Raw genomic sequence first — 22,736 nt, 5'->3', positions numbered from 1 at the left:
AGGAACGGAAGAAGCACGCTCATGGCTCTGTTACTGCCAATCAAAGCAGATCCTTTGTGTCCGCCAGCGGATTGAACGTAAAACTAGAGGTCGGAGCTACTGCTGCCTTTTCTGCTGGCTTGCTAGCGCTGAACCTACCCCTGCGTTCGGTGCCGGATCGGTCGGGCAACAGCTGATTCACGTACCTCCGAAAAGCCTGGTAGCTGAATGTCAATCGCCCCTCGTCGTGCAAGGTCTGGTAGATCGCCAAGACAGACCATCCATCGTTGACCGCCTGTTGAATATCCGAACGGAGTGCCAACACTACGGCGCGATTCGAGTGCGGAGTGACCACTGCCTTATCGCGCGCCCGTTCTGCAATTCGTTCCGACAGAGATTTCATGGCGTCAACCTCATAGCCCCGCGAAAAATGCATCTGAGCCAGATTGGCAACTTCCCAACCACCCGGGCAATTCATGGTGATCGTTGAGTAGCTGCACGGGCTCCTCAGTTTCGGTGGCTGTCTTGTCACTCACGGTGATGGCGATTCGCTTCATGAATGTCCCTCAGTTGGAGTTGTCCACACGCGCTGTCGGTAGAAAAAGGTAGAAAGAAGGTAAACGGCAAAAACGGGCGGAAAAATTCAATTGCTTCAGTGGGTTGTCAGGTGGCGCCGCGACGTAACCCCGAAAAAGCGCGATGTAACCCCGACAAAACGCGACGTAACCCCGGCGTGCGCGCGACGTAACCCCGATAGCAGTCATGGCTTTATCCACATGGCTTGGGCCTTGCCTTTGGTGCTGGTTCCGATGCGGCCGTCAGTGATGATTTCGAGCCGCTCCAGCTCTCGCATCGCCCGCTCCAGGGCATCGACGAAATCACGCATGCGTCCCGTGTATTCCAGCTTGGCCTTGAGCCAGTCGAGTGCATATTGCTGAATCCTTCTGTCGGAGGTCGCTACCAAGCGTTGCAGCGCTTTCGCCATGTCCTGGCGTGCCCCGAAGCGAAGGCGCTTTTCCCAGTCGATGAGTGCGAATTCACTGTTGCCGAACATTGCCCTCCAGCGCGGATCGATACGCAACGTGTAGGCCTCGGCGACGTCGTCATAGTCGAAGCCCTCAACCATGTGCAGTGCGCGGTTCTTACCAACCGCTAGCTTCGGTTTGCCGTCTTTGGTGCGAACTTCGATCACTAGCATCGCGAACGTCAGTGCCTGCATAGTCCGGTTCAGCCACTTGTATTCGTAGCTCCCTGTTTGTCGTCCGATAGACCGCAAGAACTCGGCACGCTTGATGACGACCGGCTCGCCCAGCGGCCAACGACATGCCTCATACATAGCCTGCATCCAAACATCCGCTTGAGCTTCGTCCAATTGCTCTCCCCAAAATTTGATGACTGCATCGGCACGGCTAACAAGAACCGTGTCTTTGTGAATGCGCTTTCGTCCACGCGCAACTGGCGCAAACAGACTGGATCGGGCGATGTGGTTCGGCATGGCCCGCATGAAATCTTCAAGGCCAGGAAGGAACAGTTGCTGTGGTTCCATCGCTTCACGGCGTGTTTCGAGGCGCGATTGCGCTTCGGCGGCACGTGCGACCACATTCGGGAATCGTTGCAACAGCGACCTAGACATCAGATATCTCTAGGCGCAGCAGATCACGACCGAGCCATTCATGCGTTCGACTCCGCTACAGCACCGTCAATCAACTTGGCAATTTCTTCGGTTCGGAAATACACGCGCCCGCCGATTTTCAGGCGGGCCGTGTTGATTCGCTGCGCCCACTCGTTCGTTGCACGCAGGCTGATCCGCAGTCCGTCGGGCGAACGATCCAAGACAGTAGCGAGCTGCGCAATGCTTAGTAGTGGACCAAAGCGTTGCAACAGCGTGTCTTCTATCGTCATTGCGTAAACCTCCGTAATCAACTGAATTGCTACGGAGTTTAGGTACTACTACAGGTTGTCTACACCCTATTAATTGTTCAAAATGGTTGACATGAAGAACGAACCGACCATTTCCATCTGGGAAGGCTGTGACCCCACCGTCTCAGAGGCCATCCGGCAATTTCAGGATCGCTGGCGACCGTACTCCGCATCATCACGGCGCTATCCCATCGCGCGATTGATACAGGAACTGATCGATCCCGCTGTGACCACCTACATGGCAACCCTTCCAGCGCGTTATTCAGGCCACGTTCCTGGCGCCGGCACGGGAGTCGGTTTCAGCGCAATCATTCGGCTGGTGGGGCTTGATGCAATGGTTCGCTTGCAGCGGCAACTGCTGCGCGCGTTCGTTCTCACGGAAGATCGACAGTCCGCGAGAGATCGGCGCTTTGTAGCAACACTGGAATCACTAATCGAACTCGTGTGGGACTGTGCCTGCAAACGGCCGGCGAAATCGCAGGTGCGTGACACTCGCCTGAATGGCGAGCGCCATCAGGGTTTTTGTCGATTCTGCGGAACACTCGCCGAGCTGACCTCATTCGCTGGTGGAAGCGATGACCCAAAGGCCGACGATCCAGAAGAGAGGCTTCGGCTCAGCAGCCTGTACTGCCTAAATCACCGGCCCAAATTGCCGAGCGGCGCGTGGAATCCTTCATACAGGCAAGCGAGACGCTCACTCGCTCAGTTCGACCTCGAACTTGCAAGGCTTAGCCAGCAGTGTGCAAAGCCGGCTACGCCCCAAGTGAAATCGGGCGATCAACTGGTTGACAGCTACTTCTGCCACTACGTCGCTGGCCAGGTCTTGCAGTCAGCGGACAAGGCGGAACTACGCAATCAAGCGCGGCAGATGGTGGACTCGAAATTGTCGGATCGCAAGAAGCAGATGTTGATGCTCCAGTGGTCTGGACTCAATCAGTCGGAGATTGCGCGAAAGATGGGCATCGAGCGCCAAGCGGTATCGAAGGCGCTTGCATCGATACCCGAAATCTTCTTCTTGAGCACAAAGTCGCGCCTGCGGCGTCAACCTATTTGACCAACTAATAGGACGAAACTATCCGCATTCGCAGGCAGTATCAGGCACATGTTCGCAAGTGATTGAAAGAGGCCAAAGGATGCAGGCAACGACAAGTAAGACGCTCATCAACCGCAAGAAACTACTGGCGATGATCCCACTGTCTGAGCGCACGATTTTCAACATGGAGCAGCGCGGGGAGTTTCCACGTCGCATTGCACTCACCAGCCGAAACGTCGCCTGGGACTTGGCCGAGGTCGAGGAATGGATCGAAACGCGGAAGTCGTCGGGCACTCAGGCCATGCGTCCTGGCTTTAGCTCTGCTTCCCCTTTTAGCGGCTAAAATGCTGCGCCCCTCACGGGTCAATGAAATCCGAGCCAATGCCTCGGCGCTCGGGCAACACACGACTTATTGCTGGAGTTCGACGGCAAGCTTACCGGCCCGCAGCAAGGGCGTAGAAAGCTCTCGCGCCAAGAGGTCTGCAATCTCTGCTGGGCTCGCGTTTTGAGCGCTCTCAATCGGATCACGCCCCTTTCGAATTGGCAGTTGAATTCTTAAAAACTGGAACTCATGTCGATGTAACATGATTTCGAACTCCGAACCCACGGAGTCCGGCATCTCCGAAAGCTCCTCATAAGTGAATCCACCTTCATTTATTCTCGAAAGCACGGCATCAAGCGTTGCAAAAAAACTCTTCGTCCCTTCGTACCACTCTGCACGAAGGCATTCTGACTCTAAAAGAGCGTGCAGAAGCTTTTCTAGACCCTCAACTTCTTCCCGATACGGGGACCGCACAACGAAAGCATGCGTTATCGAATGCGGGCATCCGGTCTGAATGTTTGACAGGCGACGTTGAATGCTTGATGTCAGACCGAGCTTTATGTAGATCTTGCTTTCACCACGACATGCAATTAAATAAACATAGTGTGTGTCCATTGGTTCGGCCTCTCTGGTGGCTTAACCTATAAAAGGTTGGACTAGATCAAACAGGCCGTGTCAGATCGGCTGACTCAGCTCGACCATGACCGGTCAGCCACTCGAGCAAATTCTCCGTTGCTCGAGTGGCGCGCCTTTCCCCCGAAGGGACGTTGAGCGACTGTTCGTTATCCGTAACGCAGATTTAGATAGAGACAATTCCATCTCTTCACGGACCTCTGCGACACCACAAGTAACCTAAGCGTCTTGTGTTCCGGCTTTCCGAAGAACCCGTTTGACCAATGTGGTGAAGCCGTTAGTCTTTGTAAGCGTCGTCATTCGCCGCATCGTTATGAGATCCGTCGTCGTCGTAAGCGACGCGCCGAGCCGCCGCTGCAAGATTCTGAAACTCGTACGCTTTTTCCGCTGATTCAATCCTCTCGATTCTTGCGGCAAGAGCCGCCGCCTTTCTCTCGTCACAATAAAGCAGAGACCCCAGCAGGTTGAAACTCTGAGTGCTTTCCATCTCTGAGCCGCCGGCCATTGAAAGGAAGTCTGCGACTCGTGAGGGCGAACTTGCAAAAATGCGAGATTTTCCCTCGACCACGCTCATCATTACCTTATCCCACGTGGAAAAAATAAATCCTTCATCCACGCTGTTTTTCAAGAATGTACAAACCGATGCATCATGGTCGATGATGATGGGGGGACTTCCCGGTTTCCCGTCCGCGATTTCCTGGCGTATATCTGCATCCCACCGACCAGCAGAGATGATTTCAATGCCAAAGTCTTCGAGAATGCTTTCAATCGTGTTCTCCACTTGGCGCGCGGGAGCATTCCCCGATAGTCCAAAATGAGCAAGAAAATCCTTCAAAGAATAATTTTCTTTTAGCTCCCCTCGCTCGCGAAGGTGGCTGTAGTGACTGAGATACGAATTGCTCGAAGCTTTTAAAGCTGACTTGTTCGCTTCATTCAGCGCGGTGTAGGTTTGCGCAAATTCCAGCGCCTCCTTCCCGTGAAACACAATTTCATTGACATAACAACGAGGGACAGCGATCGAGATGTTATGGCTTTGACATAGCTGGTGGAGAGCGGCCGCGGCAATACTGTATCTGGATCTAACTGAACCAAAACAAAGTCCAAACATTAGTGGCATAGCCACACTAGAATCCAGTAACATTCTGACATCAGTCGTTCGCCCGAGAGCTCTATAAATATCAAACGTATTAGTCGAAAATATATGATCGAGAGTTTTACCGTACTGACTGACCCTGGCGACCGAAAGCTTTGATAAGTCCTCGTACAGCTCATCTTTGCGGCGAATCAAATTATGATTTGAGATGAATTCCGCAAGAGCCGTTTCTTGAATTCCGTCGCCGTTCAACACTCCTTCGCGAGCCGAAATTTCAAGTGCCATTTCAATTAATCGACGCGCATCATCAACTGAAAGCGAGTATTTTTCTAAAATTGACGAGACATCTTTATTAATCGATTGCGTATAATCCTCCTCAGCCGCCTCCATCAAATTTTTCGTCTTTATAGAAAGATCAACGATTCCCGCATTGGAAACTATCTCGCCCCTGACAATAAGGCGAGATAGAGCGCTTCTTGCGTCGTGTTCAATATCGATCCCGGGAAGTGATGAGCCGATGGCCGATACCACGTCATCATTACTTGACGAAGGATGTTTGAAAATGTACGCACGGATATTACTCTCAATAACGTCTTGACGTAAATCTTTTGCTTCGCTCGAAAAGAGCAGAAGATTACTAAGAGCAATTTCCTTAGGTGTTGCAGTAATTTTCCCTTGGACAAGATAGCCCAGCCTTTCGTATGCGGATTTAATAGTACCCGGCGCAGAAAGACTCGTAGAAATTCTATTCAAATCAAATACAGAAAGCTCCACTTCGCCTTTTTGCTTATATTTACTATTTTTAAACTTGGCGAGATCGGTGTCGCGAATTAATCTATTGGTAATATAAATTAAATGACGCTTTCCTGCGTTTCGCGTGGCATCAGCCTCACTGTTAATTTTGTTTTCCCAATCTTTTCTGACACTCAATTGAATGCGCAGATCTGTACGAGAGCATGATACATCTCTGCCCCCGTCGCCCGTTCCATCGATAATGCTGAGATCCCTATACCCTTCACTCTGAAGAAACAGTAGTGCGACGTCATAAAATTTCTTTTCTTCAACGTCTTGAATTGCTCGTCTCAGCCCGGAGAAATACATCGTATTGCTCTCCCAAAAAATAAGTCCTCGGGCTGAATCACACGACGTTCGCCGCTGCTATTCAGCCATGCTTGCACTGGTCCGCTTTTCGCGCCAGGTTTGGGCCTGGTTCGCAACGTGGGTCAAGGAGAAGTTTGCCAGAGCACGGGCCGCGAGGACAACGAAAAGTGATTGCGACGGCATCTCGGGGAAAGCACAAATCGAGCCATGATCGTATCCGGAGTTTCACTCTCCATTTCGTGGCAGGAAAACAGAGGCGATGTGGCTTCCGCCAGCGGTATTCATAGAGGAAGAGGTGAGCGTGTCAATAGCGCTGGATCTTGCTGAACATTGCGTCGAAGCGGTGCAGTTCGCGTCCGTGACGGCATACAAAACGATTCCTGGGGGCGATGGCGCTCGTACGGAAGAGTGCGAGTGTCCGGCTTCCAAACATAACCGGTCGTGATTCACGTCAATTCGTGATCGGCCGCTTCGGCTCGATCACCGCCATTGGCGACGAGCGGTCGTATTGTCCGAGACCTAATCTGACGTTGACTGACTGGTCAGGTCTCGGCCTATACATCTAACCTCAGATTTCAACTGGCTAGCTCCTTTGGCTGCTTTAGCGTCCATTCGTCGATCATGTCCGCCCAATCCTGCAACATCTCCGTGCGCTGCTCTCGATACTCAGCCTTGTTGTAGACGGCCCTGACTCCCCTCTGCTCGTGTGCCAAGCACTTTTCAATCCAGTCCGTGTTGTAGCCGGCCTCATGCAGCAGCGTGCTGGCCGTTCGCCGCAAGTCATGTGGCCCGAACTTGGCGAGCGACTTCCCCTCCTTCTGCGCCAGCCGGTATGTCAGCGTCAGCACCTGGTTGAGCGTGGCGCTGCTCATGGGCAAGTCCGAGTCATAGCGCGACGGCAGCACGTAGTCCGATCCGCCAGCAAAGGTTTTGAGGGCAATGAAGATATCCAGCGCCTGCCGGGACAGGAACACCAGATGCGGATTGCGTCGCTTCATTCGCTCCTTCGGAATCGTCCAAAGCGCGTCACTGAAACTGATCTCGCTCCAGGTCGCGTTGGTCAGCTCGCTCTTGCGCACCATCGTCAGCAGCAGCAACTTGGCGGCGGCCCGGATGGATGGTGTCGTGCCGATGCGCTCCATGTACTGGTACATCAATCCGATTTCTTCGGGTGTCAGCGCACGATCGCGCGGCTCAAACTTGGCGATGGATGTTGGGCGCACCAGTTCTGCCGGGTTCTCGACCTTCTGCCCGCGCTCGACGGCCCAGCGAAAGACCTGCAATACCACCTCGCGAGCATGCACTGCGGTTGCCGGAGCACCGCGCTCCACGATGGCGTCGGTTAACATCCGCAGGTCTTCATGCGTAATCTCCGCCAACTTCTGGCTACCAAATTTGGGCTTCAGCTCGCGCTCGTAGACTGAACGCCGCATGTCCCGCGTGGAGTCAGCCATCTGGTACCCACGCAGCCATTTTTCCGCCCAGGCGTCGAAAGTCTCCGCATCCTTGATGCGGGCCTTGTCCCGCGCCTTCTCCTTGGCCGGCGACTTTCCGGCCGCAATCATCTTCTTGGCCTCACCAAGACGCTCGCGCGCCTCCGAAAGGGTAATGCCCCCGACTCCGTACCGGCCAAACGTGATGGTCTCCTGCCGGCCGTGGATCGAGTAGTTATAACGAAACGAGATAGCCCCGGCAGCCGTGACGGCAACATAGAGGCCATCGCGGTCGTTCACCTTGTACAGCTTGTCCTTCGGTTTGAGGTTGCGCAGCTTGGTATCGGTCAGCATGATCGGAGTTCAGATTCGGTTCAAATACCATGATCTGAGGACCGTCCAATTCCGGATGAAAAACACGAAAAATCAATGTGTTATCCAGAACCAATACCATGATGCGCCGCAAGGCAGGCGCATGGTATCAGCAGCACGTCATGGCATCACGCAGAAAAGATACCATCGTTCATACCATAAGGAAAACGTGCTTGAGGGTGCCGGAAGATACCAGCCATTACCAGATAGGAATGCAAAAAAGCCCGCAAAATCGCGGGCTTAGGTGTGTTTTACTGCCAACGGATGCCGGCCGGTGCCGGACGCCGAATCATTCCCACTCGATCGTCGCCGGCGGCTTGCCCGAGATGTCGTACACCACGCGGTTGATCCCGCGCACCTCGTTGATGATCCGGTTCGACGCGCGGCCGAGCAGCGCGTACGGCAGGTGTGCCCAGTGCGCGGTCATGAAGTCGGTGGTCTGCACCGCGCGCAGCGACGTCACGTAATCGTACGTGCGACCGTCGCCCATCACGCCGACCGACTTCACCGGCAGGAACACCGCGAACGCCTGGCTCGTCAGGTCGTACCAGGTCTTGCCGACGTCGGCCTCGCCGCACAGGCCCGCCGCCGCATCCTGCGTGGTGGCGGTCGTGCCGCGCAGTTCCTCGATGAAGATCGCATCCGCGCGACGCAGCAAGTCCGCGTATTCGCGCTTCACTTCGCCGAGAATCCGCACGCCGAGGCCCGGGCCCGGGAACGGATGGCGGTACACCATCTCCGGCGGCAGGCCGAGCGCGACGCCCAGTTCGCGCACTTCGTCCTTGAACAGGTCGCGCAGCGGCTCGAGCAGCTTCAGGCCAAGCGTTTCCGGCAGGCCGCCGACGTTGTGGTGGCTCTTGATCGTCGTCGCCTTCTTCGTCTTCGTGCCGCCCGACTCGACCACGTCCGGATAGATCGTGCCCTGTGCGAGCCACTTCGCCTTCGACAGCTTCTTCGCTTCCGCCTGGAACACTTCGACGAACTCGCGGCCGATGATCTTGCGCTTCGCTTCCGGATCGGTCACGCCGGCCAGATGGCCGAGGAACTGCTCGGACGCGTCGACGTGCACGACCTTCGCATGCAGGCGGCCCTCGAACATGTCGAGCACCATCTTGCCTTCATTCAGGCGCAGCAGGCCGTGGTCGACGAACACACAGGTGAGCTGATCGCCGATCGCGCGATGGATCAGCGCGGCCGCGACGCTCGAATCCACCCCGCCCGACAGGCCGAGAATCACTTCCTCGTCACCGACCTGCTCGCGAATCTTCGCGACGGCTTCCTCGATGTGGTTCTTCATGATCCAGTCGGGCTTCGCGCCGGCGATCTGCAGCACGAAGCGTTCGATGATCTGGCGGCCCTTCACCGTATGCGTGACTTCCGGGTGGAACTGCACCGCGTAGTAGCCGCGCGCCTCGTCGGCCATGCCGGCGATCGGGCAGCTCGGCGTCGACGCCATCAGCGCGAAGCCCGGCGGCAATTCGGCCACCTTGTCGCCGTGGCTCATCCAGACCTTCAGCATTCCGTGGCCTTCGGCCGTCGTGAAATCCTCGATGCCGTCGAGCAGGCGCGTATGGCCGTGCGCACGCATTTCCGCGTAGCCGAATTCGCGATGGTCGCTCCACTCGACCTTGCCGCCGAGCTGCACGGCCATCGTCTGCATGCCGTAGCAGATGCCGAGCACCGGCACACCGAGATCCCACACGGCCTGCGGCGCGCGCAGCTGGTGATCTTCGTACGTGCTGGCGTGGCTGCCCGACAGGATCACCGCCTTCGGCGCGAACTCGCGGACGAAGTCGTCGGACACGTCGTTCGGGTGGATTTCGCAGTAGACGTGCGCTTCGCGCACGCGGCGCGCGATCAGTTGGGTGACTTGCGAACCGAAGTCGAGAATCAGAATTTTGTCGTGCATGGCTGCGGACAGGATGAAGAGAATAAGAAAAGCAGCGCATGAAGCGCTGCGTCAAATGCATGGACAGCGGCGTCGGGCGGCAGGCAGCACGCGCGACGCATCGCCGGTCAGTCCTGCGACGGCGGACGCGCGTCGAATGCGACGCTGCCTGACGCGCGGTCGGATGCGGCCGATGAAGTAGCCGCAGCCGGTGCCGAAGGCGCCACCGGACGGCTGACGACCGGCTCGACCCGCGGCTGCGGTGTGGAGACCGGTGCCGGTTCGACCGGACGCTTCACGTCCCGGGCCTCGAGCGCCTGCGCCTTCTCGCGCCGCCGCACGGCCGAGGCGAGGCGTACGCCGCCGACGCCGAGCACGATCAGCGCGACACCGGCCATCGCCGACAGCACGCGGCCGGCGGCCGCGAGCGCAGGACCGTTGCCGGTGCCGAACGACCACACCACCGCCAGCACGCCGATCAGCCAGTTCACGTGGCCGACCGCTCGTGCGACGGGCGCCGTGAGATCGCCGTTGACCGCCGCATGAAACGCGAGCCACGCGAGGCCGAGCAGCGCGATGCCGAACGCCTGGCCGAGCATCGCCGGCTGGATGTTCGCCAGCTGCAGCGCGTTGAACAGCGCCTGCCAGGGCGTCAGCACGAACAGCACGCCGAACGCCAGCAGCAGCACGGCATCGACGATCAGCACGGCTCGCAGCAGCGGTTTCATCGGCGATCAGTCCACGTGGTAGTTCGGCGCTTCCTTCGTGATCTGCACGTCGTGCACGTGCGACTCGCGCATGCCCGCCGCGGTGATCTGGACGAATTCGGCCTTCTCGTGCAGCTCGTCGATCGTGCGGCAGCCGCAGTAGCCCATGCTCGCGCGCACGCCACCGACCAGCTGGAACAGGATCGCGTTGACCGAACCCTTGTACGCGACGCGGCCTTCGATGCCTTCCGGCACGAGCTTGTCGATGTTCGCCGAGTTGTCCTGGAAGTAGCGGTCTGCCGCGCCGTCCTTCATCGCGCCGACCGAACCCATGCCGCGGTACGACTTGTACTGGCGGCCCTGGTACAGGAACACGTCGCCCGGCGACTCTTCGGTGCCCGCGAACATGCTGCCCATCATCACCGCGTTCGCGCCGGCCGCGAGGGCCTTCGACACGTCGCCCGAGAAGCGCACGCCGCCGTCGGCGATGCACGGCACGCCGGTGCCCTTCAGCGCTTCCGCGACGTTCGCGATCGCGCTGATCTGCGGCACGCCGACGCCCGCGACGATCCGCGTCGTGCAGATCGAGCCCGGGCCGATGCCGACCTTGACCGCGTCCGCGCCGTATTCGACGAGCGCCTTCGCGGCGGCGGCCGTCGCGATGTTGCCGCCGATCACCTCGACGTGCGGGAAGTTCTGCTTGACCCAGCGCACGCGCTCGAGCACGCCCTTGCTGTGGCCATGCGCGGTATCGACGACGATCACGTCGACGCCGGCCTGCACCAGCAGCTCGACGCGCTCTTCGTTGTCCGGGCCGACGCCGACCGCCGCGCCTGCGCGCAGCTTGCCGTGTTCGTCCTTGCACGCATCCGGGTGTTCGGTCTGCTTCGTGATGTCCTTGACGGTCATCAGACCGCGCAGTTCGAACGCGTCGTTGACGACCAGCACGCGCTCGAGGCGGTGGCTGTGCATCAGCGCCTTCGCTTCGGCGAGCGGCGTGCCTTCCTTGACCGTGACGAGACGCTCGCGCGGCGTCATGATCGACTTGACCGGTTCGTCGAGGCGCGATTCGAAACGCAGGTCGCGGTTCGTGACGATGCCGACGAGCTGCGGGCCTTCCACGACCGGGAAGCCCGAGATGCCATGCTGACGCGACAGCGCGATCACGTCGCGCACCTTCATCTGCGGCGGGACCGTGATCGGGTCGCGCACGACGCCCGATTCGAAACGCTTGACCTTCGCGACCTCGCGAGCCTGCTCGGCCGGCGTCAGGTTCTTGTGGACGATACCCACACCACCCTGCTGCGCCATCGCGATCGCGAGGCGACCTTCGGTGACCGTGTCCATCGCGGCGGACACGAGCGGCATGTTCAGGGAGATGTTGCGGGTCAGCTTGGTCTTCAGGCTGGTGTCGCGCGGGAGAACGTCGGAGAAGGCGGGAACGAGGAGCACATCATCGAAAGTGAGTGCTTTTTGGATCAGACGCATGGCAAATCCTATGGGCGCAAAAGCGAATTATACGCGAAGCGCTGCGAATTTTCACAACACGAACAACGGGTTAGGCGTTTTCAAGCGTTCGGGGGCCGAATCGTTCGGATCGCCGTTCGGTTCGTTTTCGATCGCCTTTCGTTTCACCCCCGCATCGCCCCATTCGCGCAGCCGGCCGGAATCGGGCCGATCGCACGTCGTGGCAACACGATGCCGAGCCTGCCGCCGGGGCCTCGGCCAGCCCCCGCTCGGCACATCCAGGCGGCCATGAGCGCCACTAGACCAGCCCGGCCGCGGCGCACGCAATCATCGCCGCACCAGCGCCGATCGCGACGCCGCCAACGATCCGCGCGACGCGTTCGCCGTCCGGCGCCAGCCGCTCGGCGCCGATCACCACGGTCACGATGGCCATCACGCGCAGATCCATCATGCCGGCTGCCAGTGCAACGGCCATCAGGTTCCCGCAACAGGCGCCGCACCGTAGCGCGGTTCGCACGCCGTACCACCAGGCAACCGCGGCCGCGGCTCCCGCCCGCCGCGCACATGCGTCGTCCGGTGCACGCCGGCAACAAGCGAGCCGGCGCGCCTTCCAGCCGGAGAACTGCAGCACGCCCGCGCCGAGCACGACCGCGCCGACCGCGAACGGCATCGCGGCGGCGAGCGCGGGCAGCCGCGCGGCGACCGCCGCCAATGCGGTGCCGCCAGGAAACACCATCGCGCCGAGCGCCATCCACACGGAGAAATACCCGGCGCCCGCGACCACGACCAACCATGCCGCGCGCGCCTCGCCCAACGGGCCGAGGCTCTGCCGGTATCGCCAGAGCACCGGCGCCAGTACCGGCAGCATCATCGTCGTCGTCATCGCGCCCCACATGCCTGCGAACGCAGCGAACGCGCGCCCTGCCTGCCATCCGCACGGCCTGAGCCATGCGGCCGACAGCGTCCAGCCGCCCGCCATCGGCATGCCGCCCATCGCGTCCATCGATGCGTGCTGCGCGAGCGTCGCCCAGATCGCGGCGCCAAATACCACGACGAACGCGGCGCCGAATGGCCGCCAGCCGCCGCCCGCAGCGCCGGTCGCAGCCGGTTTCGTCGCGTCGCTCATCGCCCGCTCCCGCCGCTCGCCGGCCCGCACTCAACCGCGCGCGTACTCGTCATGGCGGCGCCACCACACGCCCGTCTCGTTGCGCCCGAGCGGCGCACGGTCGAGCCACTGGTACATCCCCCACAGTCCGTCGAGTCCACGTGCGTATGTCGAATACGTGTGATAGACGACGCCATCCTCGCGTACGAACGCGCTCATCCCCGGCCGGTCGAGTGTGTACGTGGCGACGTCGGTGCCGCAGGTCGCCGCGAACTGGGCGACGGCCGCCGGCGGCGGGTCCATGTCCATCGCGTGACCGGCCCGCACATAGTTGTATTCGACGTCGCCGGTACGTTGCTGCGTTTCGGTAAACGACACGTTGAAGTCGAAATTGAACTCGCCGCCGTCCGATGACGCCCACGGAAAGTGCCAGCCCATCCGCTGCCGATACGCGAGCAGCTTCGCGAGCGGCGCGCGCGACACCGCCGCGAGCGTCACGTCGTGGTTCGCGAGGTGGACCGCAAAACCATCGAAACCATCGGCGAGCGCCGAGCACGACGGGCAGCCGGCCTTATAGTCGGGGCCGAACATGAAGTGATAGACGAGCAGTTGCGAACGGCCGCCGAACAGGTCGTCGAGCGTCGCCGGGCCGTCCTCGGTGTCGAACCGGTAGGCCCTGTCGACGCGCACCCACGGCAGTGCCTGGCGCCGCTGCGCGAGTTCGTCGCCCTGCCGCGTCAACGCCTTTTCCGCATCGAGCAGCGCGCGGCGCGCAGTCAGCCATTCGGCGCGCGTTCCAGTGAGATGGTTGGTCATTGCGGGTTCCTCCTTTCGATGGATATCCGGGCACGGCGCATCTGCCGTGTGCGTGGTGCTAGATTAGGGCCGGGCATCGGACCGGAGGGAGTGACAACTGTGTCGGGATTCGAATGGATTCGCTGATCACGGCCGCAGCGCGGGCGCTCGCGGCGGGCGACCCGCTCGGCGCGCTGAACCGCGTCGCACTGCGCGACGACGCACCGGCGCTCGCGTTGCGCGGAATCGCGATGGCGCAGCTCGGCGATTTCGAGCGTGCGCGCGCGCTCGTGCGCGGCGCGGCGCGCGCATTCGGCGCGAAGGAAGCCGTCGCTCGGGCGCGCTGCGTCGTCGCTGAAGCCGAAATCGCGCTGGCGTCTCGCGACCTCGGCTGGCCGTCGCGCGCCCTCGAAGCCGCCTGCGCAACGCTCGACGCACACGGCGACCGCGCGAACGCCGCGCATGCGCGCTATCTCGGCGTGCGCCGGCTGCTGCTGATCGGGCACGTCGACGATGCCGAACGGCAGCTCGCGAACCTGGATCCCGCGCCACTGCCGGCCGCATCGCGCGCAGCCCACGAACTGATCGCGGCCGGCATCGCGATGCGCCGCATCCGCCCGCACTTCGCGCGCACGGCGCTAGCCCGTGCCCGAGCGGCCGCACGGGACGCCGGCATCGCCGCGCTGACGGCCGAAGTCGAGACGGCCGCACGCATGCTCGATACACCGGCCGCGCGACTCATTGCGCGCGGCGCGTCGCGGCTCGTGCTGCTCGACGAGGTCGAGGCGCTGCTGGAATCGAACGCGCTGGTCGTCGATGCATGCCGCCACGCGGTACGCGACGCACGCACGACCGTGTCGCTCGCGCGCCGCCCGGTGCTGTTCGTGCTCGCCCGCGCGCTGGGTGAAGCGTGGCCCGGCGACGTGTCGAGAAACGCGCTCGTGGCCGCGGCGTTTCGCGCGAGACACGCGGACGAATCGCATCGCGCACGCCTGCGCGTCGAGATCGGCCGCTTGCGCGCGATGCTGCGCCCGCTCGCGAACGTCACCGCGACGCCACGCGGCTTCGCGCTCGAGCCGATCGGCCCACGCGAGACCGTCGTGCTCGCGCGTCCGGTCGACGATCACCACGCGGCCGTGCTCGCGCTGCTCGCGGACGGCGAGGCGTGGTCGAGCTCCGCGCTGGCGCTCGCGCTCGGCACGAGCCAGCGCACCGTGCAGCGCGCGCTCGACGCGCTCGCCGAAGCGGACAAGGTACAGGCGCTCGGCCGCGGTCGCGCGCGCCGCTGGATGACGCCGCCGCTGCCCGGATTCGCGACGACCTTGTTACTCCCCGCACCGCTGCCGGGCGACTAGGATGGGCACACCAACGACGAGGTGACAGACATGAAACGCTCCACCGCAGACATCTTCCGCGAATACGGCCCGTTTCCCGGCGTCGACGGCGTGCACGGCGTCACGTTCGACGGCCAGCGCGTGTGGTTCGCGTCCGGCGACAAGCTGAACGCGCTCGACCCGGAACGCGGCACGACCGTGCGCGCACTCGCCGTCGCCGCGCACGCAGGCACCGCGTTCGACGGGCGTTATCTGTTCCAGATCGTCGAGGACCGCATCGAGAAGATCGATCCCGATTCGGGCCGCGTGCTCGCGACGATCCCGGCGCCCGGCGGCGGCGCGGATTCGGGGCTCGCGTGGGCCGAAGGCACGCTGTGGGTCGGCCAGTATCGCGAACGCAAGATTCATCAGGTGGATCCGCAATCCGGCGCCGTGCTGCGCACGATCGAATCGAACCGCTTCGTCACCGGCGTGACGTGGGTCGACGGCGAACTGTGGCACGGCACCTGGGAAGCGGACGAGAGCGCTCTGCGGCGGATCGACCCGCGCACCGGGCAGGTGCTCGAACAGGTCGACATGCCGCCCGGTGTCGGCGTGTCCGGGCTGGAATCCGACGGCCGCGACCTCTTCTACTGCGGCGGCGGCAACAGCGGCAAGCTGCGCGCCGTGCGCCGCCCTGCGCGGGCACGCGCAGAGGGCGACAGTGCGGCGGCATCCGAGCCGGTCGAGCGCTGATCGCCGATCATCGACGGGCCACCCGGCCCGCCGCGATCCCCGGTCAGCACCGGAACGGATCGCGATGGTTCTCCGAGCCGATCCTGAACCGCGCCCGCTCCCGAGTGCAGGAATGAACAAGACGCTGTCGCGCCGCCGTCATTAAGATGCTCGCTCGTCAGTCATTCGGTGGGAGCAGTCGATGCAGCGCGGTGTGGTGTATGGCGTCCTCGCGGGCGCGTTGTGGGGGATGGTCTTTCTCGTACCGCGGCTGATGACCGACTTCTCGCCGCTGCTGCTCAGCGCGGGCCGCTACGCGATGTACGGCCTCGTGTCGCTGGCGGCGGCACTCCCAGCCGCCCGTTCGCTGCTCGTGCGGCTGACCCGCGAGGATCTCGTCGCGCTCGCGAAGCTCGCGCTCATCGGCAACGTCGCGTACTACATGCTGCTGTCCGGCGCCGTGCACCTGATCGGCATCGCGCCCAGCTCGCTGATCGTCGGCGTGCTGCCCGTGACCGTCACGCTCGCCGGCCTCGGCGACCACGGCGCAATGCCGCTGCGGCGCCTCGTCGCCCCGCTCGCGCTGGTGATCGCCGGCATCGTCTGCATCAACGTCGACCTCTTCACATCGGAAGCCGCGCATGCGACGACGCTCGGCCAGAAGCTCGCCGGCATCGCATGCGCAACCGGCGCGCTCGCGAGCTGGACCTGGTACGCGGTCGCGAACACGCGCTACCTGCAGCGCCACCATCATTTCGGCGGCAACGAGTGGTCGGTGCTGTGGGGTGTCGTGACGGGCCTGATCGGCGGCCTCTGCTGGCTCGCGATCCTCGCGCTGCCGGCCGGCACGGTCCAGGCGGCAGTCCCGGCATCGCGCTGGCAACTGTTCTGGCTGCTGAACCTCGTGCTCGCGATCGGCGCGTCGTGGCTCGGCAATGGATTGTGGAATGCGGCATCGAAGCGGCTGCCGCTCACGCTGTCCGGCCAGCTGATCGTGTTCGAAACCGTATTCGCGATGCTCTACGCATTCGTCTACGACCACCGGATGCCGCGCGTGCTCGAGATCACGGCGCTCGCGCTGCTGCTGGCGGGCGTCTACGGGTCGGTGCGCCGGCACGGCGACACGCACGCGAGCGGCGACACGCCCGGCCGTGCGCCAGCGAACGCGAACATCACGGCCCACTGAGCGCGTGCGGGCCTGGTCTGACGAATCGAGACAGAGGGAGATGAGGCGATGCTGGCGCGACGCGTCAGCGCGCGTCCTTGTGCATCCACTTGCGGCCCTCGATGGAGCCCTCGCGGCGGGTCTTGTCGACGCGCCGCTGGCGCGCGAGCTTCGGATCGACGATCAACGGGCGGTAGATCTCGACACGGTCATGATCGGCGAGCGGCGCGTCGAGCGGCGCGAGTTTGCCGAACACGCCGGTTTTTGCCTGCGCGAGGTTGATTTCCGGGTGCAGCGCGAGCACGCCGCTCGCGTCGATCGCCGCGCGCACGGTCGCGCCTTCGGGCAGCGACACCGCAATCAGCGTCTGACGATCCGGCAGCGCGTAACAGACTTCGATCGACAGCATCGCGTCACCCCTTCCCGTAGCGCTGGTCGGCGCGCTTGACGAACGAATCGACGAACGTGTTCGCGATATGGCTGAACACCGGCCCGATGATCTTCTCGAGCAGGATGCTCGAGAACTCGTAGTGCAGCGCAAATTCGATCTTGCATGCGTCGGAGCGCAGCGGGATGAAGCGCCACGAACCCGTGAACTTCCGGAACGGGCCGTCCGCGAACTCCATGTCGATGCGTGTCGGGCGCTGCTGCGTGTTGCGCGTCGCGAAATGCTGCCTGATGCCCTTGAAGTTGATGTCGATGCGCGCTTCCATCCCGCTGTCGTCCTGACGGCGAATCTCGACGCCGCCGCACCAGGGCAGGAAATTGGGGTAATCGGCCACGTCGGTGACGAGGTCGAACATCTGTTCCGCCGAGTGACGGATCAATACGGTTTTCTGGACATCTGCCATAAATCGCGCGGCATCGCTCAAGTAAGAACGCAAGCCGGGCGATTACCGCCCCGCTTTGCTAAAATCGTGATTTTAAACGAGTTGGCCCGATCCTTTCATGAGCATCATCGACAACAGGAAAGCGCACTTCGATTATCACATCGAGGAACGCTACGAGGCGGGGCTCGTGCTTGAGGGCTGGGAAGTCAAGGCGCTGCGCGCCGGGCGCGGCCAGATCAAGGAAGGCTACGTCGTGGTCAAGAACGCCGAGATCTTCCTGATCGGCACCCACATCAGCCCGCTGCCCGAAGCCTCGACGCACATCAAGCCCGATCCGGTCCGCACGCGCAAGCTGCTGCTGCACCGTGACGAAATCAAGAAACTGATCGGCAAGGTCGAGCAGCGCGGCTATACGCTCGTGCCGCTGAACTTCCACTACAAGGGCGGTCGCGTGAAATGCGACATCGCGCTAGCGAAAGGCAAGAAGCTGCACGACAAGCGCGAAACCGAGAAGAAACGCGACTGGGAGCGCGAAAAGGCGCGCATCATGCGCGCCGGTGCCTGACGCGCGACGTCCCCCATCGCAAACGACACGGCCCGCTCGAAGCGGGCCGTGTGCTTTTGTGAGCCGTGATGCGTATGTGCGCCGATCGAGCAGCCGCTTACGGTCACCGATGAAACCCTGCGCCGCCCATCGTCATGCGAGCAGGATCGCGATTCCATAGCGCGACGATTCGCCGCACGTCGGCCGCACGCAGCCGCCGGACGGCTCACCGAGCCGCGCCTGCGCTCAGCCCCTTCCGCCCGCAGCCGGCGCCGCATTCTTGACGATCGTCAGCGCCGACGCGATCGCGGTGCCGAGATCCGACAGGTTCGCCGGCACGATCAGCGTGTTGCCCTGTTTCGCGAGGTTCGAGAATGCGCCGACGTACTGCTCGGCAACCTTCAGGTTCACGGCGTCCATCCCGCCCTGCGACTGGATCGCGTTCGCGATCTTCTGGATGGCCTGCGCGTTCGCCTCGGCGACCGCGAGAATTGCGGCCGCCTCGCCCTGCGCCTGGTTGATCGCGGCCTGCCGCTCGCCTTCGGACTTCTGGATCGCCGCCTCGCGTGCGCCCGACGCGAGGTTGATCTGCTCCTGCTTGCGGCCTTCCGATGCGGCGATCAGCGCGCGCTTTTCCCGCTCGGCGGTGATCTGCGCCTGCATCGCGTGGAGGATCTCTTTCGGCGGCGTCAGGTCCTTGATCTCGTAACGCAGCACTTTCACGCCCCAGTTCGCGGCAGCCTGATCGAGCGCCGACACGATGTTGTGGTTGATGAAGTCGCGTTCCTCGAAGGTCTTGTCGAGTTCGAGCTTGCCGACCACCGACCGTAGCGTCGTCTGCGCGAGTTGCGTGATCGCGAGCACGAAGTTGCTCGATCCGTAAGAGGCCTTCATCGGATCGGTCACCTGGAAGTACAGCACGCCGTCGACCTGCAGTTGCGTGTTGTCGCGCGTGATGCAAACCTGGCTCGGCACGTCGAGCGGAATCTCCTTCAGCACGTGCCGGTAGGCGATCCGGTCGACAAACGGCAGCACGATATTGAGACCGGGCGACAGCGTCGCGTGATAGCGCCCGAAGCGTTCGAGCACCCACGCATGCTGCTGCGGCACGATCTTCACCGTCTTCGACACGATCACGATGGCGATGACGAGCAGGACGACCCAGATGATCAGCGAATCCATGAAATATTCCCTCCTTGTTGTATCAGCGGACGATCAGCCCGCGGGTTTCGCTACGACCACGAGACAGTTGCCGCGCACGGCGCGCACCTGATACACGTGCACATCGTCGCGCTCGCCGTGCGCGAGTTCGACGTCCCAGTCGGCGCCGCGATATTGAACGCGCGCGCGGCCGTCATGCCACGCGTCGACCGTGACGGTCGAGCCGATATCGAGATTGACGTCGGGATTCGTCGACGTGTCGCGCTTCTGCTTGCGCCCGAGCCCCGAGCGGCGCAGCACGATCATCGCGATGATCGCGACCGCGCCGGCCACGCCGAACTGCACGTGCGGCGCGAAACCGGCCAGTTGCAGCAATCCGCCCGCGAGAAAGCCGAGCGCAATCATCAGCAGGTAGAACGTGCCCGTGAGCAACTCGGCCACGACCAGCACGCCCACCGCGCCCCACCAGAACAGATGCCCCGACATCATTGTGGTCTCCAGAAAAACGGCCCCGTACGTTCACTATATTCTTCGCCGCGGCAAGCGGACGCAACCGACACGCCCAGGTCGCCCCGTTACGTACCGACAAACAAAAACACCCCGGTGCTTACCGGGGTGTTTATAACACGAACCTTGCATTTTGCCTTCAACACAAGCGCGGCGGTACCGCGCTTGCGCCGAACTGGCATTGACCGTTACTTCCGGTTGGCGAGTGCCTGCCACGTATCGATGATCGTGTCCGGGTTCAGCGAGATCGACACGATGCCTTCGTCGGTCAGCCATTGCGCGAAGTCCGGGTGATCGGACGGGCCCTGGCCGCAGATACCGACGTACTTGCCCATCTTGCGGCAGGTATCGATCGCCCGCTTGAGCAGGAACTTGACGGCCGGGTCGCGTTCGTCGAAGTCGACGGCCAGCAGTTCCATGCCCGAGTCGCGGTCGAGGCCGAGCGTGAGCTGCGTGAGGTCGTTCGAACCGATCGAGAAACCGTCGAAGTGCTCGAGGAACTCTTCGGCGAGGATCGCGTTGGTCGGGACTTCACACATCATCACGAGGCGCAGGCCGTTCTCGCCGCGCTTCAGGCCGAACTTCTCGAGCAGGCCGACGACGCGCGCCGCCTGCTTCACGGTCCGCACGAACGGCACCATGATCTCGACGTTGGTCAGGCCCATCTCGTCGCGCACGCGCTTCAGTGCACGGCACTCCATCTCGAAGGCCTGCGCGAAGTCTTCGGCGATGTAGCGCGACGCGCCGCGGAAGCCCAGCATCGGGTTTTCCTCGTCCGGCTCGTAGCGCGAACCGCCGATCAGCTTCTTGTACTCGTTCGACTTGAAGTCGGACAGACGCACGATCACGGGCTTCGGATAGAACGCCGCGGCGATCGTCGCAACGCCTTCCGTCAGCTTGTCGACGTAGAACTGGCGCGGCGACGCGTGACCGCGCGCGACGCTCTCGACGGCCTTCTTCAGATCCTGGTCGATGTTCGGATACTCGAGGATCGCCTTCGGGTGCACGCCGATGTTGTTGTTGATGATGAACTCGAGACGCGCGAGGCCCACGCCGGCGTTCGGCAACTGCGAGAAGTCGAACGCGAGCTGCGGGTTGCCGACGTTCATCATGATCTTGACCGGAATTTCCGGCAGTTCGCCGCGCTGCACTTCCGTGACTTCCGTCTCGAGCAGCCCGTCGTAGATCTTGCCTTCGTCGCCTTCCGCGCACGACACCGTGACGAGCGCGCCGTCCTTCAGCACGTCGGTCGCGTCGCCGCAGCCGACAACTGCCGGCACGCCGAGCTCACGCGCGATGATCGCCGCGTGGCAGGTCCGGCCGCCACGGTTCGTGACGATCGCCGCCGCACGCTTCATCACCGGCTCCCAGTTCGGGTCGGTCATGTCCGCCACCAGCACGTCGCCCGGCTGCACGCGTTCCATTTCCGACGGATCCTGGATCACGCGCACGGGGCCTGCGCCGATCTTCTGGCCGATCGCGCGGCCCGTCGCCAGCACCTGCGACTGGCCTTTCAGCTTGAAGCGCTGCTCGGCCTTGCCGGTCGCCTGGCTCTTCACCGTTTCCGGACGCGCCTGCAGGATGAAGATCTTGCCGTCGCGGCCGTCCTTGCCCCACTCGATGTCCATCGGACGCTGGTAGTGCTTTTCGATGATGACCGCGTACTTCGCCAGCTCGATCACGTCTTCGTCGGTGATCGAGTAGCGGTTGCGCTGCTCGTGCGGCACGTCGACCGTCTTCACGCGGCCCGGCTCGCCCGGCTGCGTGAATTCCATCTTGATCAGCTTCGAGCCGATCGAGCGGCGGATGATCGGGTACTTGTCCTGTGCGAGCGTCGTCTTGAATACGTAGAACTCGTCCGGGTTCACAGCACCCTGCACGACGGTTTCGCCCAGGCCGTAGCTCGACGTGATGAACACGGCGTCCTTGAAGCCCGATTCGGTGTCGATCGTGAACATCACGCCGGCCGCGCCGACGTCCGAGCGGACCATGCGCTGCACGCCGGCCGACAGCGCGACTTCGGCGTGCGTGAAGCCCTTGTGCACGCGGTACGAGATCGCGCGGTCGTTGTACAGCGACGCGAACACGTGCTTCATACGATCGAGCACGTCCTCGATGCCGACGACGTTCAGGTACGACTCCTGCTGACCGGCAAACGATGCGTCGGGCAAGTCTTCCGCGGTCGCGGACGAACGCACGGCGAACGACAGCTCGGCCGGCGAGCCGTTCTTCAGGATTTCGAACTGTGCGCGGATTTCCTGCTCAAGACGCGCCTGCAGCGGTGCATCGACGATCCACTTGCGGATTTCGGCACCGGCTTCGGCGAGCGCCTTCACGTCGTCGATGTCGAGCGACTCGAGACGCTTGGCGATGCGATCGGTCAGATCGTTATGCTTGAGGAAATCGCGGAATGCGAGCGCGGTCGTGGCGAAACCGGTGGGTACGCGAACGCCTGCTTCGGAAAGCTGGCTGATCATCTCGCCGAGCGACGCATTCTTGCCGCCCACGATCTCCACATCGGTCATCCGCAACTGCTCGAACGGGATTACATACGCCTGGTCCTTTGCGACGTTTGCTGCGTTAGTCATACAAGCCCCTAAGTGTGAAAAAAATGCTCGATTGCGCAAGTGGGC

Annotated in this window: 22 protein-coding genes; 6 read left to right on the top strand and 16 right to left on the bottom strand. The window is 62.1% G+C overall.

All coding sequences use genetic code 11. From position 1 onward, the window contains the following. Window positions 1-40: 40 nt before the first annotated feature. The 3 genes from DIE08_RS14800 to DIE08_RS14790 all read right to left on the bottom strand — a co-directional run bounded on the left by DIE08_RS14800 (window position 41) and on the right by DIE08_RS14790 (window position 1,881). On the bottom strand, window positions 41-382 hold the full coding sequence (locus tag DIE08_RS14800) for a TraK family protein (protein WP_124902327.1): 342 nt from the start codon (window positions 380-382) through the stop codon (window positions 41-43). 357 nt (window positions 383-739) lie between these two features. Then, on the bottom strand, window positions 740-1,612 hold the full coding sequence (locus DIE08_RS14795) for a plasmid replication initiator TrfA (RefSeq protein WP_124902326.1): 873 nt from the start codon (window positions 1,610-1,612) through the stop codon (window positions 740-742). A 38-nt stretch (window positions 1,613-1,650) separates the two neighbouring features. After that, window positions 1,651-1,881: a plasmid-related protein gene (locus tag DIE08_RS14790; RefSeq protein ID WP_096503297.1), complete on the bottom strand. Its 231-nt coding sequence runs from the start codon at window positions 1,879-1,881 to the stop codon at window positions 1,651-1,653. Window positions 1,882-1,972: 91 nt separating this feature from the next. On the opposite strand from DIE08_RS14790, the gene DIE08_RS14785 reads away from it, so the two are divergent. Together DIE08_RS14785 and DIE08_RS14780 are read left to right on the top strand one after the other, a co-directional pair. Continuing rightward, the gene (locus DIE08_RS14785; protein ID WP_260436527.1) at window positions 1,973-2,953 is read left to right on the top strand and encodes a LuxR family transcriptional regulator; all 981 of its coding nucleotides are present in this window, start codon (window positions 1,973-1,975) and stop codon (window positions 2,951-2,953) included. 79 nt (window positions 2,954-3,032) lie between these two features. Continuing rightward, the gene (locus DIE08_RS14780; protein ID WP_124902324.1) at window positions 3,033-3,275 is read left to right on the top strand and encodes an AlpA family transcriptional regulator; all 243 of its coding nucleotides are present in this window, start codon (window positions 3,033-3,035) and stop codon (window positions 3,273-3,275) included. 66 nt (window positions 3,276-3,341) lie between these two features. On the opposite strand, the gene DIE08_RS14775 is transcribed toward DIE08_RS14780, so the two are convergent. From DIE08_RS14775 to DIE08_RS14735, 8 genes are all read right to left on the bottom strand, one after another. Continuing rightward, entirely contained in the window at window positions 3,342-3,869 is a 528-nt protein-coding gene (locus DIE08_RS14775) for a GIY-YIG nuclease family protein (RefSeq protein WP_124902323.1), read from the bottom strand. A gap of 295 nt (window positions 3,870-4,164) precedes the next feature. Beyond that, window positions 4,165-6,081, bottom strand: coding sequence for a hypothetical protein (locus DIE08_RS14770; RefSeq protein ID WP_124902322.1), 1,917 nt, complete (start codon window positions 6,079-6,081; stop codon window positions 4,165-4,167). 575 nt (window positions 6,082-6,656) lie between these two features. Further along, window positions 6,657-7,868: a site-specific integrase gene (locus tag DIE08_RS14765; RefSeq protein WP_124902321.1), complete on the bottom strand. Its 1,212-nt coding sequence runs from the start codon at window positions 7,866-7,868 to the stop codon at window positions 6,657-6,659. Window positions 7,869-8,175: 307 nt separating this feature from the next. Then, entirely contained in the window at window positions 8,176-9,795 is a 1,620-nt protein-coding gene (gene guaA / locus DIE08_RS14760; protein WP_124902320.1) for a glutamine-hydrolyzing GMP synthase, read from the bottom strand. A gap of 107 nt (window positions 9,796-9,902) precedes the next feature. Then, a complete protein-coding gene (locus DIE08_RS14755) occupies window positions 9,903-10,502 on the bottom strand; it encodes a hypothetical protein (protein ID WP_124902319.1) in 600 nt (199 codons plus the stop codon). Window positions 10,503-10,508: 6 nt separating this feature from the next. After that, complete coding sequence (gene guaB / locus DIE08_RS14750) at window positions 10,509-11,969, bottom strand: IMP dehydrogenase (protein ID WP_011885118.1); 1,461 nt, start codon at window positions 11,967-11,969, stop codon at window positions 10,509-10,511. Window positions 11,970-12,246: 277 nt separating this feature from the next. Beyond that, complete coding sequence (locus DIE08_RS14740; protein WP_124902317.1) at window positions 12,247-13,074, bottom strand: DUF2182 domain-containing protein; 828 nt, start codon at window positions 13,072-13,074, stop codon at window positions 12,247-12,249. Window positions 13,075-13,104: 30 nt separating this feature from the next. Continuing rightward, complete coding sequence (locus DIE08_RS14735; RefSeq protein ID WP_124902316.1) at window positions 13,105-13,869, bottom strand: DUF899 domain-containing protein; 765 nt, start codon at window positions 13,867-13,869, stop codon at window positions 13,105-13,107. Between the two features lie 113 nt (window positions 13,870-13,982). Here DIE08_RS14735 and DIE08_RS14730 point away from each other — a divergent pair, with 113 nt between their 5' ends. The 3 genes from DIE08_RS14730 to DIE08_RS14720 all read left to right on the top strand — a co-directional run bounded on the left by DIE08_RS14730 (window position 13,983) and on the right by DIE08_RS14720 (window position 17,082). Continuing rightward, window positions 13,983-15,203 carry a helix-turn-helix domain-containing protein gene (locus tag DIE08_RS14730; RefSeq protein WP_124902315.1) on the top strand — a complete coding sequence of 407 codons (1,221 nt, stop codon included), beginning with the start codon at window positions 13,983-13,985 and terminating at the stop codon, window positions 15,201-15,203. A gap of 30 nt (window positions 15,204-15,233) precedes the next feature. Beyond that, window positions 15,234-15,917: a glutaminyl-peptide cyclotransferase gene (locus tag DIE08_RS14725; protein WP_124902314.1), complete on the top strand. Its 684-nt coding sequence runs from the start codon at window positions 15,234-15,236 to the stop codon at window positions 15,915-15,917. Window positions 15,918-16,098: 181 nt separating this feature from the next. After that, window positions 16,099-17,082, top strand: a complete 984-nt coding sequence (locus DIE08_RS14720; RefSeq protein ID WP_124902313.1) for a DMT family transporter — start codon at window positions 16,099-16,101, stop codon at window positions 17,080-17,082. A 64-nt stretch (window positions 17,083-17,146) separates the two neighbouring features. Here DIE08_RS14720 and DIE08_RS14715 read toward each other — a convergent pair whose 3' ends face one another. Then, window positions 17,147-17,470, bottom strand: a complete 324-nt coding sequence (locus DIE08_RS14715) for an RnfH family protein (RefSeq protein ID WP_059599937.1) — start codon at window positions 17,468-17,470, stop codon at window positions 17,147-17,149. Window positions 17,471-17,474: 4 nt separating this feature from the next. After that, window positions 17,475-17,912, bottom strand: a complete 438-nt coding sequence (locus DIE08_RS14710) for a type II toxin-antitoxin system RatA family toxin (RefSeq protein ID WP_124902312.1) — start codon at window positions 17,910-17,912, stop codon at window positions 17,475-17,477. Window positions 17,913-18,009: 97 nt separating this feature from the next. On the opposite strand from DIE08_RS14710, the gene smpB reads away from it, so the two are divergent. Continuing rightward, window positions 18,010-18,456, top strand: a complete 447-nt coding sequence (gene smpB, locus DIE08_RS14700; protein WP_059464267.1) for an SsrA-binding protein SmpB — start codon at window positions 18,010-18,012, stop codon at window positions 18,454-18,456. A gap of 225 nt (window positions 18,457-18,681) precedes the next feature. On the opposite strand, the gene DIE08_RS14695 is transcribed toward smpB, so the two are convergent. From DIE08_RS14695 to ppsA, 3 genes are all read right to left on the bottom strand, one after another. Next, complete coding sequence (locus DIE08_RS14695; RefSeq protein ID WP_059679990.1) at window positions 18,682-19,617, bottom strand: SPFH domain-containing protein; 936 nt, start codon at window positions 19,615-19,617, stop codon at window positions 18,682-18,684. A gap of 33 nt (window positions 19,618-19,650) precedes the next feature. After that, window positions 19,651-20,085, bottom strand: coding sequence for an NfeD family protein (locus tag DIE08_RS14690; RefSeq protein ID WP_124622465.1), 435 nt, complete (start codon window positions 20,083-20,085; stop codon window positions 19,651-19,653). 206 nt (window positions 20,086-20,291) lie between these two features. Then, window positions 20,292-22,691: a phosphoenolpyruvate synthase gene (gene ppsA / locus DIE08_RS14685; RefSeq protein WP_124902311.1), complete on the bottom strand. Its 2,400-nt coding sequence runs from the start codon at window positions 22,689-22,691 to the stop codon at window positions 20,292-20,294. Window positions 22,692-22,736 lie beyond the last annotated feature (45 nt).

The sequence above is a fragment of the Burkholderia sp. Bp9004 genome, assembly GCF_003858025.1.
GTDB lineage: Bacteria > Pseudomonadota > Gammaproteobacteria > Burkholderiales > Burkholderiaceae > Burkholderia > Burkholderia diffusa.
This window is presented reverse-complemented; position numbering and strand designations above follow the sequence as displayed.